Annotated in this window: 18 protein-coding genes; all 18 read right to left on the reverse strand. The window is 66.6% G+C overall.

Annotated features, from left to right (window positions below; translation table 11 throughout):
* Window positions 1-1,573: glycosyltransferase family 2 protein (locus D588_RS0113965; RefSeq protein WP_017916420.1), on the reverse strand; the 1,573-nt coding region annotated here is incomplete at its 3' end.
* Between the two features lie 622 nt (window positions 1,574-2,195).
* Window positions 2,196-3,719: an FkbM family methyltransferase gene (locus tag D588_RS0113970; protein WP_026143712.1), complete on the reverse strand. Its 1,524-nt coding sequence runs from the start codon at window positions 3,717-3,719 to the stop codon at window positions 2,196-2,198.
* Entirely contained in the window at window positions 3,716-4,339 is a 624-nt protein-coding gene (locus tag D588_RS0113975) for a UDP-3-O-(3-hydroxymyristoyl)glucosamine N-acyltransferase (protein ID WP_017916423.1), read from the reverse strand. The genes D588_RS0113970 and D588_RS0113975 overlap by 4 nt, the downstream gene beginning before the upstream one ends.
* Window positions 4,329-5,474: an aromatic ring-hydroxylating dioxygenase subunit alpha gene (locus tag D588_RS0113980; RefSeq protein ID WP_026143713.1), complete on the reverse strand. Its 1,146-nt coding sequence runs from the start codon at window positions 5,472-5,474 to the stop codon at window positions 4,329-4,331. Before D588_RS0113980 ends, D588_RS0113975 begins: the two co-directional genes overlap by 11 nt.
* A 14-nt stretch (window positions 5,475-5,488) precedes the next feature.
* The gene (locus tag D588_RS0113985; protein WP_017916425.1) at window positions 5,489-6,130 is read right to left on the reverse strand and encodes an acetyltransferase; all 642 of its coding nucleotides are present in this window, start codon (window positions 6,128-6,130) and stop codon (window positions 5,489-5,491) included.
* Entirely contained in the window at window positions 6,130-6,882 is a 753-nt protein-coding gene (locus D588_RS0113990; RefSeq protein WP_017916426.1) for an SDR family oxidoreductase, read from the reverse strand. The genes D588_RS0113985 and D588_RS0113990 overlap by 1 nt, the downstream gene beginning before the upstream one ends.
* Window positions 6,879-7,652, reverse strand: coding sequence for an SDR family oxidoreductase (locus D588_RS0113995; protein WP_017916427.1), 774 nt, complete (start codon window positions 7,650-7,652; stop codon window positions 6,879-6,881). Before D588_RS0113995 ends, D588_RS0113990 begins: the two co-directional genes overlap by 4 nt.
* Complete coding sequence (locus tag D588_RS0114000; protein WP_017916428.1) at window positions 7,649-8,689, reverse strand: ketoacyl-ACP synthase III; 1,041 nt, start codon at window positions 8,687-8,689, stop codon at window positions 7,649-7,651. Before D588_RS0114000 ends, D588_RS0113995 begins: the two co-directional genes overlap by 4 nt.
* 1 nt (window position 8,690) lies before the next feature.
* Entirely contained in the window at window positions 8,691-8,915 is a 225-nt protein-coding gene (locus D588_RS0114005; protein ID WP_017908530.1) for an acyl carrier protein, read from the reverse strand.
* Window positions 8,912-10,090, reverse strand: coding sequence for a DegT/DnrJ/EryC1/StrS family aminotransferase (locus D588_RS0114010; RefSeq protein ID WP_017916429.1), 1,179 nt, complete (start codon window positions 10,088-10,090; stop codon window positions 8,912-8,914). Before D588_RS0114010 ends, D588_RS0114005 begins: the two co-directional genes overlap by 4 nt.
* A gap of 289 nt (window positions 10,091-10,379) precedes the next feature.
* Window positions 10,380-11,864 (reverse strand): sigma-54 dependent transcriptional regulator, encoded by a 1,485-nt coding sequence (locus tag D588_RS0114015; RefSeq protein WP_017916430.1) that lies wholly within the window; start codon window positions 11,862-11,864, stop codon window positions 10,380-10,382.
* Window positions 11,861-12,244, reverse strand: a complete 384-nt coding sequence (locus tag D588_RS0114020; protein ID WP_010341669.1) for a response regulator transcription factor — start codon at window positions 12,242-12,244, stop codon at window positions 11,861-11,863. The genes D588_RS0114015 and D588_RS0114020 overlap by 4 nt, the downstream gene beginning before the upstream one ends.
* Window positions 12,245-12,259: 15 nt before the next feature.
* Window positions 12,260-13,663, reverse strand: coding sequence for an RNA polymerase factor sigma-54 (gene rpoN / locus D588_RS0114025; protein WP_017916431.1), 1,404 nt, complete (start codon window positions 13,661-13,663; stop codon window positions 12,260-12,262).
* Window positions 13,664-13,930: 267 nt separating this feature from the next.
* A complete protein-coding gene (locus tag D588_RS0114030) occupies window positions 13,931-14,563 on the reverse strand; it encodes a response regulator transcription factor (RefSeq protein WP_017908534.1) in 633 nt (210 codons plus the stop codon).
* 91 nt (window positions 14,564-14,654) lie between these two features.
* Complete coding sequence (locus D588_RS0114035) at window positions 14,655-15,233, reverse strand: PilZ domain-containing protein (RefSeq protein ID WP_017916432.1); 579 nt, start codon at window positions 15,231-15,233, stop codon at window positions 14,655-14,657.
* On the reverse strand, window positions 15,230-15,529 hold the full coding sequence (locus tag D588_RS0114040; protein ID WP_017916433.1) for a hypothetical protein: 300 nt from the start codon (window positions 15,527-15,529) through the stop codon (window positions 15,230-15,232). The genes D588_RS0114035 and D588_RS0114040 overlap by 4 nt, the downstream gene beginning before the upstream one ends.
* The gene (gene fliS / locus D588_RS0114045; RefSeq protein ID WP_010341674.1) at window positions 15,526-15,945 is read right to left on the reverse strand and encodes a flagellar export chaperone FliS; all 420 of its coding nucleotides are present in this window, start codon (window positions 15,943-15,945) and stop codon (window positions 15,526-15,528) included. The genes D588_RS0114040 and fliS overlap by 4 nt, the downstream gene beginning before the upstream one ends.
* A gap of 148 nt (window positions 15,946-16,093) precedes the next feature.
* A complete protein-coding gene (fliD, locus tag D588_RS0114050; protein WP_017916434.1) occupies window positions 16,094-17,416 on the reverse strand; it encodes a flagellar filament capping protein FliD in 1,323 nt (440 codons plus the stop codon).
* Window positions 17,417-17,651 lie beyond the last annotated feature (235 nt).

The following is a 17,651-nucleotide window of genomic DNA, read 5'->3' on the forward strand; positions in this document are numbered from 1 at the left end:
CGCTGGCCGGCGTGGCGACCAGCAGCGGCTCGGGCAGGTGTGCGATGCCGTCGCCGCCGTCGCGCAGGAACAAACGCAGGATCAGGTCCAGCTCGCTGGCGCCGTCGTGGGCCGGATCGAAACCGCCCAGCGCCTGCACCGCCGTGCGGCGGAACACCCAGTGCCCGGCCGTGGCCAGCGGGTTGCCCAGCAGCAGGTCCAGGTCCGGGTCGGGCCGCAGCAGCGGCGCCAGGGTGTCCGCGTCCACGGCCAGCCATTCGTCCGAATACAGTGCGTTGCACTGCGGTTGCCGTGCCAGTTCCAGCAGCAGCCGCAGCAGGCCGCCGGCGTAGAACCGGGTGCCCGCGACCACGCGCAGGCACCAGTCGCTGCCCGGCGCCATCTCCAGTGCGGCGGACAGCGCCGCCGCATCGGCCGCGGCCGGCAGCGGTGGCAGGATCCGGACCCGCGGGTCGGGCCACGCGGGGAGGGAGGCGTCGCCCAGCACCAGCGCCTGCACCTGTGCGAACGGCGTGCCCTCCAGCAGCAGGCTGTCCAGCGTGGCGTCCAGCGCGGCACGGTCGGCGCCGCGTGCGTCGACCAGCACGGCGAGCCGCGGCGCGCCGCCGAGGGCGTCCAGGCGCGCGTCGAGAAGGTCGCGTTGCGCCGGCGTCACCGTCCGCTGCGCCTGCCAGTCGCGCAGCGTCGCCTGTACGCAGACCCGCGCGTAGGCGTCCTGGATCGCCTGCAGCAGGTCCACCGGCGTGCCGGGGCCGCCGCCCAGCGGCGTCACCGTGACCTGGCGGACGTCGCCATCGCCGCGGTACCAGCCCATGGCGCGCACGCCCTGGCGGAAGTTGGCATGCCCCTGGTCGCCGATGCCGGGCTGGTCGCGGCCGGCCTGGCTGTACTGTTCCTCCGACACCCGGAAGCGGGTCAGCGGCTTTGCCAGCAGCGCCAGGTGGCCGCGGTGCAGCAGCTTGGCGTACAGCGCCAGGTCGCCGACCCAGTTGATGACCTTGCCGGCCAGCGTCATCAGCTCGTCGCCGATCTCCAGCAGGTCGCTGCGCCGGCACAACACGCAGCTGGGCTCGCCGACGAAGTTGATGGTGTGGTCGGCCAGGAACGACAGCAGCTCCGGCCCGTCCAGCAGCACGTCGCCGGCGAACGGAAAGGCGGTGGCTGGGATGTCCTCCAGCGGCGCGCCGTGGCTGTCGATGCGCTGGCGGCGCGAGGACGCCAGCAGGACATTCGGTGCACTCTGCATCGCCGCGATCAGCGCGGCAACGCAGTCCGGCGCCAACACGTCGTCGTCGTGCAGGAACTTCACGTACTCGCCCCGGGCCAGGGCGATGCCGCGCGCGGTGCTGCCGAGTTCGCCGTAGCGCTCCGGATTGCGGTGGTAGCGGATCGGGAACGGGGCAGTGGCTGCGCGGCGTTCCACCACCTCGGCGATCGCCTCGGTGGGGTTGTCGTCGCAGATGACCAGTTCCAGCGCCGGATAGGTCTGGGCCAGCACGCTGTCGAGCGCCTGCTCGAAGTAGCGCAGCTTGTAGGCCGGCATGACCACGCTGACCAGGGCGGGGGAACTCATGCGGAATTGACCGTGTTCGACTTGGAAAAGGGCGTCCACTGCATTGTTAGTGGTTTCTGCGTCATTCGGATACGGGCGTTGACGGGGCCGATCCGCTACAGGATGCAACATGCGTGCCGGGTCGTGGCCGACCGGTCCTCGCGGGGTTTGGCGAGCATGCCCCACGCCAAGGGACGCCGTGCCGATCCGTGATCACGCGCCGCTTGCCGCCGCGTTGGCCGCGGTCGGTCGGATTCGGTCCCCTTGGATGCGCTCCCAGGGGAAAACACCCTGGCCGCGTCCTGACTGCTCGGCTGAAGCCGAGCCGGTCGGCGTGGCGAAGTTCGACCAGATACCTGGTGCATTCGGTTCCACACGCCCGCGGGCTGCCAGTCGCACAATCGGCGCCAGCCGTTCATGCCGCTGGCGTAGCCCAGTTTCTGCGGCCAGATCCCCCCAAGCGATGCTCGCGCGAAGCCCGTACACGATGCCACTGAGCGTGCTTTGGTCGTCTACTCGCGGCCAAGGCGGCACTTGCGGGATCGGGGGGGGGGGAGGCGCTTCCGCGGCGCTGAGCTGACTTCCTTGCGGTGAGCCCGGCGGTGGCTCAACAGACCTGTTCAAGGGGCACTGTTAGTCAATCTTAATCCGCCCAAGGCGGCGGCGCGGCTCCGGCGACGGGCGATGCATACAGAACAAGGTCGTAGTAGTGGGCGGGAGAGTGCTGGCGTAGTCGGAAGTGGTAGCCATCCACCAATTTATCCAGTTGCCCCACGACATCTAGCAAATCCTGGGCGTAGTGATATACGCAAATAGCCATGCGGGGACGCTGGGTATGGATGAGGCGAGATGCTCCTTCCAGTGCTTTGGCTTCAAATCCTTCGATGTCCAGCTTCAGCAACGTCAGTTTTTCAAGTTCGTCGTCTAGGCGCGTGGTGTATACGGAAATTTCGCCATCCTGCGACACATGGCTGGAGACGGTGCCGGTCTCCTTGAAGCGCAATGTTGTATGTTCGTTGGAGATGGCTTTGTTAATGGTCTGGAGATTGCGAGGTAAAAAAGGGAGGTCGCTGGCAACACCCTGCAGTTTCTGGAAGTTGATGCGATCGGGTTCGAAAGCGGCGATGCTTTCGTACTGATAGCGGGATGCATCCAGGAACTTGCGGACGATGGGGCCCTCGAAGGCGCCGCCATCGCAAAAATGTTCGCGCTTGCCCAGTTGAAAGGTGCTGCCATCGGCGAACGTGGAAAAGTATTCGTTGACCGGCGTGGCCCAGCATTCCCTCAGAAAGCTGGAATCGTAGGTCAGGCGGAACAATAGGTTGCTGTAGAGCGTAAAAATGCTCAATTCATCGTCCAGGCGATCCGCAAGACGCAGAAACTCGTCCAGGCGCAGAAGCGTGCGCTGACGGTACACCTGGGCAGGCTCGTAAACTGCAACTAGCCCACAGTGGGCAATCGCCAGGCAGGCGTCCACCCTTGCGATGCCTGCCTGTTCGCAGAGCTTGCGGGCCAAGCCAGATTCTTCCGGGCTGTAGGAGAAATCGATGGCCAGTGCATTGGTGTGGCGCGCCGCTTGTTCGACGAACTGGCGCCAACTCCAACGCGGCACGCCATGAACGGTGTCACCGTCGCCCGGCTTGTCGCCCACGGCGGCGATCACATGGGGAGAGTGTTGGACGATCTGGGGGGCATAGATGTTGCCAATGCCAGAGCGCGGTTGGATGAAAAAGAGGGGGCGCTGCTCAAAATTCGGGATCAGTGGATCCAGCGAAGGCGCAACGCTCAGCTGTTTGATGTGCGCGGTGACGCAGAGATTGCTGGCAAACGCACGGCCGCGCGGGCTACAAGAGAAATCGATGGCGACTGCATCGGGATACTGCCCAGCATTGGCAAGAAATTCTTGACTGCTCCAGCGCGGCGCGCCGTGAACGCTGTCCAGATGGGTGCTTTGGTCATCCACCGCGGCAACTACATGCCGCAGGTTGGCCACTACCCTGGGGCCGTGCACCATGCCTGCGTAGGACTGGGGAGCAACGAGGAAAGTAGGGCGGTTGGCAATCGTTGGCAGGCGCGCAATGACATCGTCGAGTGCGGGGCGCTCCTGCTCCCCGATACGGAGGATGCGCTGGCGAAGCTGTTCGTTTCTTGAGTGCATGACGGTCATCCGTCGTAAGTATGAATAGGGCTGTCATAGCGGGTGTCGAAATAGGTCTTGGCAGGCACGTCCTTGTCGTAGACACGTGGCCAGCCAAGTTCGCAGCTGCGGCCCACCTTGACGCCTGCGCGCACGATGGCGCCGGTACGCAGGATGCTGTTGCCGCCAATTTCGACGCCAGTGCCGATCTGAACACCATGCTCTATCCAGCATGAGGACTTGATGCGGCACGCCGGCCCAAGGTGCGCTCCGGCATGGATGACGGTGTTGTAGTCGATCCTGCAGCCGTGCCCGACGACAGCATTGGCACCTACGAACGCGTTGAGGCCGATGACCGTGTCCTCGCCGACGGCGGCGCTGGAGTGTATGAACGGCTCCAGCTTGAAGCCACGCTCCATTGCGGCCTGCATCAATTCCATGCGCTTGAAGTTGCCGAAGCGTTCGTCAAAGGCAGCGAAGATGGTCCCGTCGGGTGGATTCAGCCCATCGAGCACACCCAGATCGAACGCGTGATCGGCATCCTGTGGCACGTCGATCCTGATGACCGTCTCGTCCGGACACGCCTCCTTCCAGGCGTGAAAGGCCAGGTCGAGGTATTCGCCGCCGCCGATGATCCACCTAAATTTCATGGTCGGTTTCCATCAGCATCGCGTACCAGCGTTCGACCAGGCGATTCAGGGATTCGTAGTCGCCCTGGGTGGGCAGTGGAGCATCTGCGTGCAGTGCGGACTGCACCCGCTCCATGATATCCACGTCTTCGCCCACCACTGCCTTGCTGCCGTGCATTTGTGCCAGTAACACCTGGCCGGAAAACCCATAAGGCCGCTTCTTGCGTGCGCTGAACCAATAGATTTCCAGGTCGGTCCTATCCGGCGCGATGGGGGTGTGGTACTCCAGCGTGAAGGAATGGCCGCCGTTCGCGCTGGCGATATGCAAGTTCGGGAAAGCCAACCAGTTGAAGTAGGCGTCCTGCTCGCCCCAGCGTTCCACTTTGTCGTGCCAGCCGAAGTGTCTAAGGTTGGGGATGGGGGCGTCAGCGCCGCCGAAGCTGAAACGGCGCATCTCGCGCCTCAAGCCCGCGGGCGACGTGTCTTGCAAGGTTTCCATGGACTCCTTGGCTTGTTCCTCGTCCACGTGGGGAACGAAGCTGACATTCTTGGCCAGTGTCCTGGGGTGGACGAAGCGCGGATGATTGGCATCCCGAAGGTTTTCGTAAGCGAGCTTCCAGTTGTACCGGCCAGGCCATGTGGTCACCATGACCTCGGTGTCATAAGCGTTGGAGCTATTTTCCAGCAAAGCGATGAAGTCCGGCGAGAACTGCTCCTCGATCGGCATCGGGTTAGGATCCAGGTTGACAAACAGCACGTTGCCAATGGCGTGCAGTGGGAATTCGCGGAGCTTGAGGTTGTTCTTTTCGCCATCATCCATACGATAGAGCGCGTCGCAGTCCGGGATGTTCTTCACCCGGCCTCGTTCGTCGTAACTCCATGCATGGTAAGGGCACACCAACGGGCGGCAACCGATCGCGCCGGCCTGGATCAGCGCGCTGCGGTGGAGACAAACGTTCTCGAACGCACGAATTTCACCATGGAAGTTCTGGATGACCAGGGGGACGCCGGCGATCTTGCGGGTGACGAAGTTGTTGTTCTCCGTCAGCAGGGTCTTCAGACCGGCGAACAGCCAAACCTTGCGAAAAATCTTGTTCTGCTCGCGGGCAAAAATCTCCGGTGACAGGTAGTACTTCGGGTGCATTCGCGAGCGCATGGGGAGCTGCCTGGTCAAATGTCTTTCTGGAACACGATTCGGGCAGGGTTGCCGAACACGCTGGCGCCGGCCGGTACGTCCTTCATGACCACCGCGCCGGCCCCGATGACCGCGCCGTCACCGACCTTGACGCCGGGCATCAGGGTGGCGCGCGGATGTACGGTGACGAAGTTGCCGATCTGGACGCCGCCGCCCATGAATGCCATTGCGCCAACGTGCACGTAGTCGCCGATGCTTACGTCGTGCCCGAGCATGCTCTGGGCGTGGATGGTGACGAAGTCGCCAATGCGCACGTCCGGCCCGGACTGTACCAGCAGGCCAAAGAAGCAGCCCTGGCCGAAGTGCACCCGTCTGCCCAGGCGGACGTCGGTCAGGATGGGAATGAACCGCCCGCCTTTCTCGAGAATCGGCAGCGCGTAGCGGTGGCGGTCGTAGGGGTTGCCCATCGCACAGACGAACACATCGTCAGGCTGTGGCTGGTAGCTCATCGGATCGCCGATGATCGGCGTGTCGATGTCGTAGCGGTCGAGGATGCCGGCGCGGCTGTCCAGGAACCCGCCGATCAGCCAGTCCTTGCCATGCCCGAGGTCGTCATGCATTTGCTCCAATACTTCGCGGCCCCAGCCACCGGCGCCGATGATGAGGGCCCGTTCCATCAGAGCACCGCTCCGCCGTCCATGACCAGGCTGGTGCCGGTAACCCAGCGGCTGGCGTCGGACAGCAAATAAACCGCGGCGTTGGCGACATCTTGCGGTGTGCCCAGACCCAGTGGGTGGCGCGCGCGTTGCTGGTTGAGCAGCGCGTTGAGCCCATCGTCCTCACCCCAAAGGCGCGGAGTGGGCACGGCCGATGGCGAAATGCCGTTGACTCTCATACGGTGCTTCGCCTGTTCCAACGCTAGGCACCGGATAATGCCCAGCAGGCCGGACTTCATCGCCGAATACGGTCCCACGCCGCGTGTCCCAATATGCGCGGAGGTGGACAGCATGAACACGATGGAGCCTTGCGCGTTAATGGCATTGGCTTGCAGCAGACGCTGCGTCAGCATGACCGGTGCCAGGAAATGAACCTGGTACATGCGCGTCATCAGTTCTTCCTTCAGCTGGCGGATCGGCGACAGCATCTGCCCGCCGAAGCAGTGCACGACGCCGTCGACGCGCCGGCTGGCTTGCACCAGGCGCTCCTGGTCCTCCGACACGGTCAGGTCGGCCTGCACCTGCACATGCCCGTCGCCGGCCAGTTGCGCATGGGTTTGCTGGAGACGTTCGGGATCGCGACCGCTGATGACCAGGCGCGCGCCGCGTCGTGCGCAGGTCAGTGCGATTTCCTGGCCAAGGCCGGACGATGCGCCGGTGACCAGGATGGTCTTGCCACTTAGGGAAAAGGCTCTGCGCGTCGGATTGCTCATGCGTAGATATCCATCGGCACGGTGAGGCCGCCATCTACGAGGAAGTAGTTGCGGGTGACCCAGCGGCTGGCGTCGGACAGATAAAAGACCGCCGCGTAAGCTACATCTTCAGGTTCACCCAGTCCCAGCGGGGTCAGTTTGGCGTGCTCGTCGATGTTGCCGCCGCTCTGCTTGAGACCCTCTAGCATGGGGGTGCGCACGTAACCCGGCACGATGCAGTTGGCGCGGATACCGTGCTTGGCCACTTCCAGCGCCAGAGTGCGCATTGCGCCGAGCAGGGCTGCCTTGCTGGCCGAGTAGGCGGCGGTGGCCACAGGACCGATGTGCGAGCCCACCGCCGAGATGAACAGGATCGAGCCATTGGCGTTGATGCGTTTCTTCGCCAGCAAGCCGCGCGTCAGCAGCAGCGGCGCATACACATTGCTGGCGAAGGTTTCGTCCAGATGCGCTCGGTTCATCAGCCGGAACGGTGCCAGCCGGGCGATTCCGGCCGCGTGCGCGACGCCATCCAGGACGCCGACCGAGGTCGCCAAGCGGTCGATGTCTTCCTGCCTGTCCAGATTGGCGATGACCTGCGCGTGTCCTGCGCCTTGCAATGCGGCGAAGGTCTCGGCCAGGCGGGCCTCGTCGCGACCGCTGACGACGAGTTGCGCGCCCATCTCCGCGCAGCTCAGCGCGATCTGCCGTCCGATGCCCGACGAGGCACCGGTGATCAGGATGCGTTTGCCATGAAGCGCGAACGGGTCGCTTGGATCGATGTCGGCACTCACGACTCGATCAACTCCGGAAACACCGCACCCTCGATGTCGATCAGGCAGGTGCCCCACGACAGGCCGATGCCGAAACCGCACAGCAGCACGCGCTTGCGGCCCGCTTCCAGTTCCTTGTTTATGCGCGCGGTCATGGTGACCGGCAGCGAGGCGCCGCTGGTGTTGCCGAAATCGTGCAGGGTGGAGGGCACCTTTTCCGGCGGCAGGCCGAGCTTCTTGCGTATGGTCTCGTTGATCATCCGGTTGGCCTGGTGGAACACGAAGTAATCGACCTCGTCCTTGGATACGCCACTGTAGTCGAGCAGCTTCTGCACCGCCGGCGGCACCCGCTGGGTGGAGAAGCTCAGCACCGCCACGCCGTCCAGCTGCAGGTCCACGCCACGGTGCCAGTGGTCGTTCTCGTCGGCGCGATATGGGATCAGGTGCTGCACCCCGACCGGCTCGCGATGGCCGCCGACCGGCAGGATGATCGCGCGATAGCCGCTGCCGTCGCTGTTGAGGTCGAAATGCATCGGCGCCGCGTCGGCGCTGAACTCCAGCGCGGTGGCGGTGCCGGAATCGGAGAAGATCGGATCGTCGAAGGTGGCGCTGCGGTCGCCCACCAGCAGCAGGCCTTTCTTGACCCCGCCGGCGGCGATCATCGAGCCGAGCAGGTTGATGCCGAACGGGTAGGCCGAGCAGCCCAGGTTGACGTCGAACGCCACTGTGGCGTGCGACAGGCCCAGGCGGTCCTGCAGGATGATCGCCGTGGCCGGGATCGGATAGTCCGGCGACTGGGTGACCACGATCAGCGCATCGACCTCCTCGCGCTGCCACTGCAGGCGCTCCAGCAGCACCTGCGCCGCGTCGAAGGCCAGATCGGAAAAGCACTGCCAGTCCGCGGCCATGCGCCGGGTGTGGATGCCGATGTTGCGCACCAGCCGCTCGCGCTCGGAGCGGATCTGCGGCCGGCAATCGGTGAGGTTGGAGACGACGCGCCTGGGCACGCAGGTCGCCATGCCGGCGAAGCGCACGTTGTGCAACGTGGAGGTCGGCATGCTATGCCTCGGTCAACTGATAGAGATCGCCCAGGGTGACCACGGCGGCCAGGTGCTCGCCGGTGATGGTCTTGCCGTACTCCATGTCGAACATCACGATCACGCCCAGCGCGGCCAGCGAATCCCATTCGGGCAGCTCGCGCAACACCGTGTCCATGGTCACCTCGACCGGATTCTGGAAATCCGTGGCCGACAGGAAATTCTCGATAAACGTCTCTTGGCTCATGCTGCGGGTTCCACGGGTTGGGCGAAGGAGGGAGGGACCAGGGTGCGACGGGAATCGGACGCGGGCATGACGCTGCCCGCCGCGGCGATCAGGTCGACGATGGCGTCCACCTGCTCGGCCGCCAGTCCGGGAAAGATCGGCAGGCACAGCACGCGCTCGGCCATCTGCCGGGCCACCGGCAGGCCGGCCGGGGCCGAGGAGGGCAGGCCGCGGTACATCGGGAAGTCGCTGATCAGCGGGTAGAAATAGCGGCGCACCAGAATGTCGTGGCCGCGCAGCAGCCGGTGCAGTTCGTCGCGCACCAGCGGGAAGGCGTCCTCGACCAGGATCGGGAACGAGGCGTAGTTGGACAGTCCCGGTTCCCGCGGCGCCAGGCAGCGGATCCCCGGCACCTGCGCCAGGCGCCGACGGTACTGCGCGTCGATCGCCCCGCGCTGCGCCAGCGCGTCGTCGATGTGCTGCAGTTGCAGCAGCCCGAAGGCGGCGTTGATCTCGCTCATCTTGCCGTTGATGCCGGTGGCCACCACGGTGGTTTCGTCGACGAAGCCGAAGTTCTTCAGGCGGCTGATGCGCTGGTAGGTCTTGGCGTCCGGGCAGACGATGGCGCCGCCCTCGAAGGTGTTGAACACCTTGGTGGCGTGGAAGCTGAGCACGCTGAGGTCGCCGTGGCGCAGGATCGAGCCGCCGGCGTCCTTGACCCCGAACGCATGCGCGGCGTCGTAGATGACCTTGAGGTTGTAGGTATCGGCGATACGCTCGATCGCGCTGGTGTCGCAAGGCGTGCCGTAGCAGTGCACCGGCATGATCGCGGTGGTGTGCGGGGTGATCGCCGCCTCGATCTTGAGCGGATCCAGGTTCATGGTCTGCGGATCGATGTCCACGAACACCGGCTTGATGCCGCGCCACAGCAGCGAATGCGCAGTGGCGACGAACGAGTATGGCGTGGTGATCACCTCGCCGGTGATGCGCAGCGCCTGCAGCGCGGTCAGCAGCGCCAGGGTGCCGTTGGTCAGCAGCGCCAGGTGGTTGACCCCCAGATACTCGGCCAGCGCCTTTTCCAGTGCGCGGTGCATGTCGCCGCCGTTGGTCAGGATGCGGCTGCGCCAGATCTGCTCCAGGTAGGGGACGAACGCCTCCAGGGGCGGCAGCAGCGGACTGGTGACGGGGATGGACATGGGACCTGCCTGGCGACGGGTGGAAGTCCCCGGTGCGGAACGCGCCGCCCGGTGCTGTGGAAACGTGAAGCAAGCCACATGCCAAAGGTGCCTGTCCACTGTCGGCGGTGCCGATCGGGATGCGGTGCAGGCGAAACCTGGCTTGGCCGCCGCGAGCGCGCGCGCTGCGACAGCGCCCGCGTCGGGCCGGCAGGTGGCGGGGAAAGGGAAGAGGGCGTGGCGTTCCGAGGGACAAGGGGCGCGTCGGGTGCGGCCGCACCCGACGCCGTGCGCCGGCTCAACTCGCCAGTCAGCTAGCCAGTTCGGTCTGGTCGCGGTCGATGCCGTACTTGCGCAGCTTCTCGACCAGGGTGGTGCGCCGCAGGCCCAGCAGCTGCGCCGCATGCGCGACCACGCCCTGGGTGCGCTCCAGCGCCTCGTTGATCAGCGCAAGCTCGATGTTGGCCATGTGCCCGCGCAGGTCCAGGCCGCTTTCCGGCAGCGTCGCCACGGCCTGGGTCGGCGCATCCGCGTCCGTCCCCGGCTTGCCGCCGACGTGCAGGTCGACCACGTTGGGTACCCGCCGCGGATCGGTTGCGATCGGCGCCGGCGGGGCCGAGACGTCGATGGACGAGGCGAAGTCGCCGCGGTAGCGTGCCGGCAGGTCCTGCACCCGCACCAGGCCGCCCGGGTGCAGCACCGCCAGGCGCTCGACCAGATTGGTCAGCTCGCGCACGTTGCCCGGCCACTCGTAGCTGCGCAGCGCCTGCAAGGCCTCTTCGGAGAAGCGCACTTCGCCGCGCCCGGTCCGCGCCAGTTGCGCGGCGATGGTGTGCACCAGCGCCGGCAGGTCGTCGCTGCGTTCGCGCAGCGCCGGCATCTCGATCGGGAACACGTTGAGCCGGTAGAACAGATCCTCGCGGAACTGGTTGCCGGCGATGCGTTCTTCCAGGTTGCGGTGGGTCGCGGCGATCACCCGCACGTTGCAGCGGATGGTCACGTTGCCGCCGACCCGCTCGAAGCTGCGCTCCTGCAGGACGCGCAACAACTTGACCTGCATCGGCAGGCTCATGTCGCCGATCTCGTCGAGCAGCAGGGTGCCCCCCTCGGCCATCTCGAAACGGCCCTTGCGCGCGCTCAGCGCGCCGGTGAACGAACCCTTTTCGTGGCCGAACAGTTCGCTTTCCAGCAGATCCGGCGGAATTGCGCCGCAGTTGATCGCCACGAACGGACCGTCGCGGCGCGGCGACTGCTGGTGGATCGCCCGCGCCACCACTTCCTTGCCGGTGCCGGACTCGCCCAGTACCAGCACGGTGGTGTCGAAGGCGGCGACCTGGTCGATCAGCCGGCGCAGGCGGGTCACCGCCGCGCTGGTGCCGGTCGGGCCGTTGTCCTGCGCGGCACCGGCCTGGTGCTCGGCGTCCAGGCGCTTGAGGCTGGCGCGGCGCAGCAGGGTTTCCAACTGCGCGTGGCGCAGCGGCGCTTCCAGCTGCCACACGTTGGCTTCGTGCAGGCCATGGCGCTGCGCGAAGGCCTGCGCATCGCCGTTGAGCAGCAGCACCGGCGGCGGCAGCGAACTGCGCGCCACCCAGCCGAAGAAGGCATCGGCCTGGTCCTGGTCGTCGAGCCCGCCGACCAGGATCGCCATCCACTCGGTCTGCCGGTGTCGGCCGGGCTGGACGTCGGCCACGTCGGTGACCCAACGCGGGTTGAGGTCCATGAATTCGAGCAGGCTGACGGTCCGCTCGGCGCGCACCGCGTCGTCATCGATCACCAGGATCCGCGATTCGCTCATGCCGGCACTCCTTCGGTCCGAAGTCCCTCCAGGATCGGCATCACTTCCTGGATGTAGGACAGCTTGCTGACGAAGTTGTCGGCACCGGCGCGCATGGCGTGCTCGCGGTGCTCGGCATCGTCGAAATGGCTGGCGATCACGATGTAGGGCGCCTGATCCTGGGTCTTGATCAGGCGCGTGGCCTGCAGACCGCCCATCTCGGGCATGGCCAGGTCCATCAGCACCACCTGCGGGCGCAACGACTCCGACCGCTCGATGGCCTCCAGGCCATTGGCGGCGCTGCCGATCACTTCCATCCAGTCGAGCTTGCGGAAGTGGCGCATGGCGGCGTTGATGAAACCTTCGTGGTCGTCGACCAGAAGCACGGACAGTTTGTTCATATGCGTCGTTTTTCCTTAGCCCGCACGGGCCAGCAGCGGTTTGCTGCCGCGGCGGCGTTCGCGTGCGGGAGCGATGTCCAATTGTTCACGATACTTGGCGACTGTGCGCCGTGCCACGTTCACGCCCTGTCGCGACAGCAGCCCGGCGATGGCCTCGTCGGCCAGCGGCCGCCCCGCCGGCTCGGATTCGATCAGGCGCCGCACCATGGCGCGGACCGCCTGGCCGGACACCGCCGCGCCTTCCAGGCGCACGGCGAAGAAGTGCTTCAGCTCGAAGGTGCCGCGCGGGGTCTGCAGGTACTTGCCGGTGGTGATGCGGGAAATGGTCGACTCGTGCATGCCGATCGCCTCGGCCACTTCCTTCAGGGTCAGCGGCGCCATCGCTTCCTCGCCCTTGACCAGGAACGCCGACTGGCGCTCGACGATGGCGCGGGTGGTACGCAGCAGGGTCTCGTAGCGCATCGACAGGCCGCGGGTCAGCCAGCGCGCTTCCTGCAGCATCTCGCGCAGCGGCTGCGCGGCGTCGCCGGCCTCGGCCAGGGCGCGCTCGTGCATCGGGTTGACGGTGACGCGGTGGGTGGTGGCCGGGTTCAGCGCGACACGCCAGGTGCCGTCAGCGTGCCAGGCGACCACGTCCGGCAGGACATGGCCCAGATCCTGCGGCTGCAGGCTGTCGCCGGGGCGCGGCTGCAGCGACAGGATCAGCCGCACCGCCTCGCGCACGTCGTCGGTCTCGGCGTCGAGCTGGCGACCGAGCAGGGCGTAGTCGTGGCTGGCGAGCAGGTCGAGGTCGCCGGCGAGGATGCGCCCGGCCAGGTGGCGGCCGGGCACGCGGCCGGGCAGGTCGCTCAGCTGCGCCTGCAGGCACTCACGCAGGTCGCAGGCGCCGAGGCCACCCGGGTCGCCATGCAGCAGGCGCTGGCGGACGGCTTCGGCCTGCGCCACTGACAGGCCCAGCCGGGCGCTGGCCAGTTGCTGCAGGGTGTCAAGCGGGCCGTCCAGGTAGCCGGCATCGTCGCAGTGTTCCAGCCAGAACGCGGCCGCCGCCAGTTCCGCCGCCGGCAGTTCCAGGGCCAGCCGCTGCAACACGCGCAGGTGCGGATCGGTCGACTCGCCCGCGGCGATGCGCTGCATGCGGTCGTCTTCGCCGTCGTTCCAGCCGGCGGCCGGGATGTCCCACATCGAGGATTCGGGAAGTTCGTCGAATGCCGCGGTTTCCAGCGCGGCGTCCTCATGCTTGACCACCGGCTCGATCACGCCCTCGGGCTCTTCCAGCTCAAGCAATGGATTGGTCTCCAGTGCGCGGCGGATTTCCAGTTCCAGTTGCATGCCATCGAGCTGCAGCAGCCGGATCGACTGCAGCAGTTGCGGGGTCAGATGCAGTTGCTGGCCCAGTTGGGCGGAAACGGTCGGCTTCATGCGGACTTCCTCGGTTCGGCGCCAACCCTCTGGCGCCCGTGGAACGCATAGTGCTTGTCGCCCGACGGTAACAGAATCGGGGTGTTCCTGAGTAGGGTAGTCAAATTCCCGACAGGGTGTCAGGGATTTCCCGACATGCGGCGCGTGGGCGCCGGACAGTCGACGGCGAAATGCCTGATGCAGCGGGGTCCGGCGGAAGCGTCACGCCTGCTGACCGATTAAGGCAAGCGCCATGCCAATGTCCCGTGTCGGGATGCCGTCCCCAGTTCAGCTCAGCTCGCCCTGGTGGCGTGCGGCCAGCAGGACCAGATCGTTGGCGCGGCGGCAGCCCAGCGATTCCATCATCCGCGCGCGGTGGGTCTCGACGGTCTTGACGCTGATGCCCAGGTCCGAGGCGATTTCCTTGTTGCTCTGGCCGCGGCCGATCTGGCGCAGGATCTCGCGCTGTCGCGGCGACAGTGCGGCGATGCCGACCGGGCGCTCGCGGCCGAGCATCGGCGCGATCATCTTGGAGGAGATCTGCGGGCTCAGGAACACCTGGTTGGCGCTGGCCGCGCGCAACGCCAGCTCCAGCTCCAGCGGGGCGGCGTCCTTGACCACGAAGCCGGTGGCGCCGCGGTCCAGCGCATCGCGCACATGCACCGGGTCGTCGTGCATCGACATCATCACCACCCGGGTCTTGGGTGAGCTGTGCAGCACGTCGGTGAGCGCGTCCAGGCCGCTGCGCCCCGGCAGGGACAGGTCCATCAGCACCAGGTCGGGGCGGTGCAGGGTGGCCAGGTCCACGGCCTGTTGCGCGTTGCTGGCCTCGGCGACCACGTCGACGTCCGCAAACGTCTGCAGCAGCCGGCTCAGGCCGGCGCGTACCAGGGTGTGATCGTCGACGATGATGACTCGCACGGTGCAGGTCCTTCTATTCAGAGCCGCACATTAGCCGAGCCGCCCGCCGCCGCCAACCTCGCCGCGACGGTCCGGGGGGCGGTGTGCCGGCTCAGCGCGCGCGCCGGCTGTCGGCGATCTGCCGGCGGTGCAGCCGGAACAGGTGGCGTTCCAGGGCCTCTTCCAGGCCCGGCGGCTGTGTCTCGAACCGTAGCCAAAGTTGCACGACGCCCGCGGTGGCGGCCTCGGCCAGCACCCGCACCGGCAGTTCCAGGTGGTCCGGGAGCCAGTCCGAGGGCTGCAGGCGCAGCAGGCCGGCGGCGCCGGCCGTGGCGCCCGAGCGCGCGCCCAACTCCAGCCGCACGCCCCGGCGCGACCAGCACAGCGGCCGCAGCGGCAGGGCATCCTCGTGCTGGCGGGCCAGCCGGCCCAGCAGCACCAGCATCAGGTCGAGCTTCGCCTCCATCCGCTGGGTCTGCGCGGTGGACTCGCTGCGGTCGTCGCTGCCGTCCTCGCCGCGCAGATCCTCGATCTGCGCCAGGCTGCGCAACAGCGCTTCGCCGGCGGCGAGCCGGCCGGCGCCGTTGCCCAGGCGGAAATCCGCCGGCAGCGCCAGTTCGCAACTGAGGGTGTCGTGGAACAGCTCGGCGTCGGCCGGGTGCTGCGCCGCGCCGTCCGAGCCGGTGTTCATCCCAGCAGTCCGGCCTGCGAATAGAGCCGCGCGGCGTGGCTGGACTGGCGGCTGCTGCGCAGCCAAGCCGCGGCATGGTCGCGCTCCATGCGCATCTGCGCGGTCACCGCCTGCTGCAGGGCCAGCAACGGCTTCAATGCCTCGCGCGAGCGGTCGGCGCCGTCCTGCTGCAGATACGCCTGCAGGTGCCGCTCGTGGTCGGCGACCATGGCCTGGGCCAGCGCGTAGTCGTCGCCACGCAGGACCTCGCGCAACTCGTGCAGGTCGTTGTGCAGGTCGGCGAGCTGGATGTTCACGACGCGTTCGCCGTGGCCAGTTCGCGCTGCTGCGCGGGAATGGCGGCCCAGGCCGCGTCGATCTCGCTGAGCAGTTCCAGCGCTTCGGTCAGCGCGGCGTCGTCGTTGTGCAGGTTGGCTTCGGTCAGCCGGTGCATCACGTAGTCGTAGAGCGCCGACAGATTGCCGGCGATCTCGCCGCCGGCCTCGTGGTCGAGCGAGCCGTTGAGATGGCCGACGATGGCGCAGGCCTCGCCGATCGCCTTGCCCTTGCGTGCCTGGTCGCCCTGCGCGAGGCAGGCCTGGGCCTGGCGGATGCGCTGGCAGGCGCCGGCGAACAGCATGGCGACCAGCTTGTGCGGATCGGCATCGGTGACGCTGGTGGAAATGCCCATCTTGCGATATTGCTCGGCGTACTGGCGGCTGGAACCGTACATGGAAAACTCCTCGGGTGGATCGGCTGGCCTCCGCGCCGCGCCGGTGAGCGGCGACGCTGCGGTTGCTGCGGCCAATCCGTAATGACTGTCGATACTCTTTCTATCGGCCGCCACGCGTCTCGACTTGAGTCGCGCGGCCGCCTGTGCGTCATTTGAACTGCTTGGCCAAACCGTCGCTCACGCTCTGCATCTGCGTCACCAGCGTCTCCATCGCCGTGAAGCGCGCGGTGTACTGGTCGCTCAGCGCTTGCATGCGCTTGTCGAGATCGCCGAGTTGGTCGGTCAGGTCGGCGATGTGCTTGTTGATCGCGTCGGTCCGCTGGGTCAGCGTGCCGCTGGTGCTGTCCAGGTTGCTCTTCAGCAGCGTGCTCATGCCGGTACCGAAACTGCCGTTGTTGCCGAGCAGGGTCTTGGCCGCCGACGGATCGGCGGCCGCCGCGGTGTCGAACTTGGCGCTGTCGAAGCTCATCACCCCGTCCTTGTCGATGGTCACGCCCATCGCCATCAGGCCGCTCACGTTGTCGCTGACCAGCCGGCGCAGCGACTGCTGCAGGCCGCGCACCATCGCATCGCCGGTCATCGGCGAGGCCTTCTTGTTGGTGGCGTCGTAGGCGCTGGACGACTTGAGCACGCTGTTGGCGGAGTTGTAGGCGCTGACCAGGGCAGTCAGATTGGCCTTCAGCGGGGTGTTGTCGTTGGTGATGTTGAGATTGAAGCTGGTGCCGGCCACGGCCTTAGTGAGATTGATGGCCACGCCGGGCACCAGGTCGGCGATGGTGTTGCTGCTGGAGGTGCGCTGGAAGCCGTCCACTTTCACCACCGCATCGGCGGCAGCGATGGTCTGGGTCAGCCCGCCGTTGTTGCCGGGCGGGTAGGTGAGCTTGGCCAGGCCGCCGTCGCCACCGGACGTGGTGATGGTCAGGGCGCCCTTGGTGCCGGTGTCGACCGCGTTGAGCACCAGATGGTCGCCATCGTCGGCGGTGACCACGCTGGCGGTCACGCCGGCACCGTTGGCGGCCTTGTTGATGAAGGCGGCCACGTCGCTGAGCTTGCTGCCGGCATCGACGTTGATGTTGAGCGTGGTGCTGCCGTAGGCGATGGTCAGGGTGCCGCCACCGACGACGGCGCCGCTGGCGTAGGCCGACGAGGTCAGTTTCTGCGACTGCGCCAGTTTCACCACCTCGATGCCGTATTTGCCGGCGTTGGCGCTGGAGGTCACGGTGGCGGTATAGCCGGCGCCGTCGTCGATGGTCGCCTTGTAGGCGCCCTTGTCGGCGCTGTCGGACACCGTGCTCATCGCCGTCTGCAGGTTGGACAGCGCGCTCTTGATCGTGCTCAAGGACGACAGTTGCGCGCTGGAAGCGGTACCGTCGCGGTTGATCCGGTCTTCCTGCGGCTGGCGTTCCTTCGCCACCAGTTTGGCGACGAAGCTGGGAATGTCCAGGCCTGAGCCGATTCCAGTGGTGGACATGGTGGCGGTCCTTGAGGTGGCCGGCACGCGGTGCGCCAGCGGCTGAGGGGGGTATCGGCGCGCGGGAGCGCTTCTTGAGCGGCGCCTGCGCGTTGCGACGGCTCCCCGTTGCCAAGCAAATCCTGTGCCGCATCCAGGGCGTCAAAAAAAGGCCCCTCCTTGCGGAGGGGCCCCATGGTGCGTTGCGGTGCGTCCGTGCTTAGCCCTGGAGCAGGCTCAGCACGCTCTGCGGCGC

The organism is Xanthomonas sp. SHU 308, from assembly GCF_000364645.1.
Lineage (GTDB): Bacteria > Pseudomonadota > Gammaproteobacteria > Xanthomonadales > Xanthomonadaceae > Xanthomonas_A > Xanthomonas_A sontii.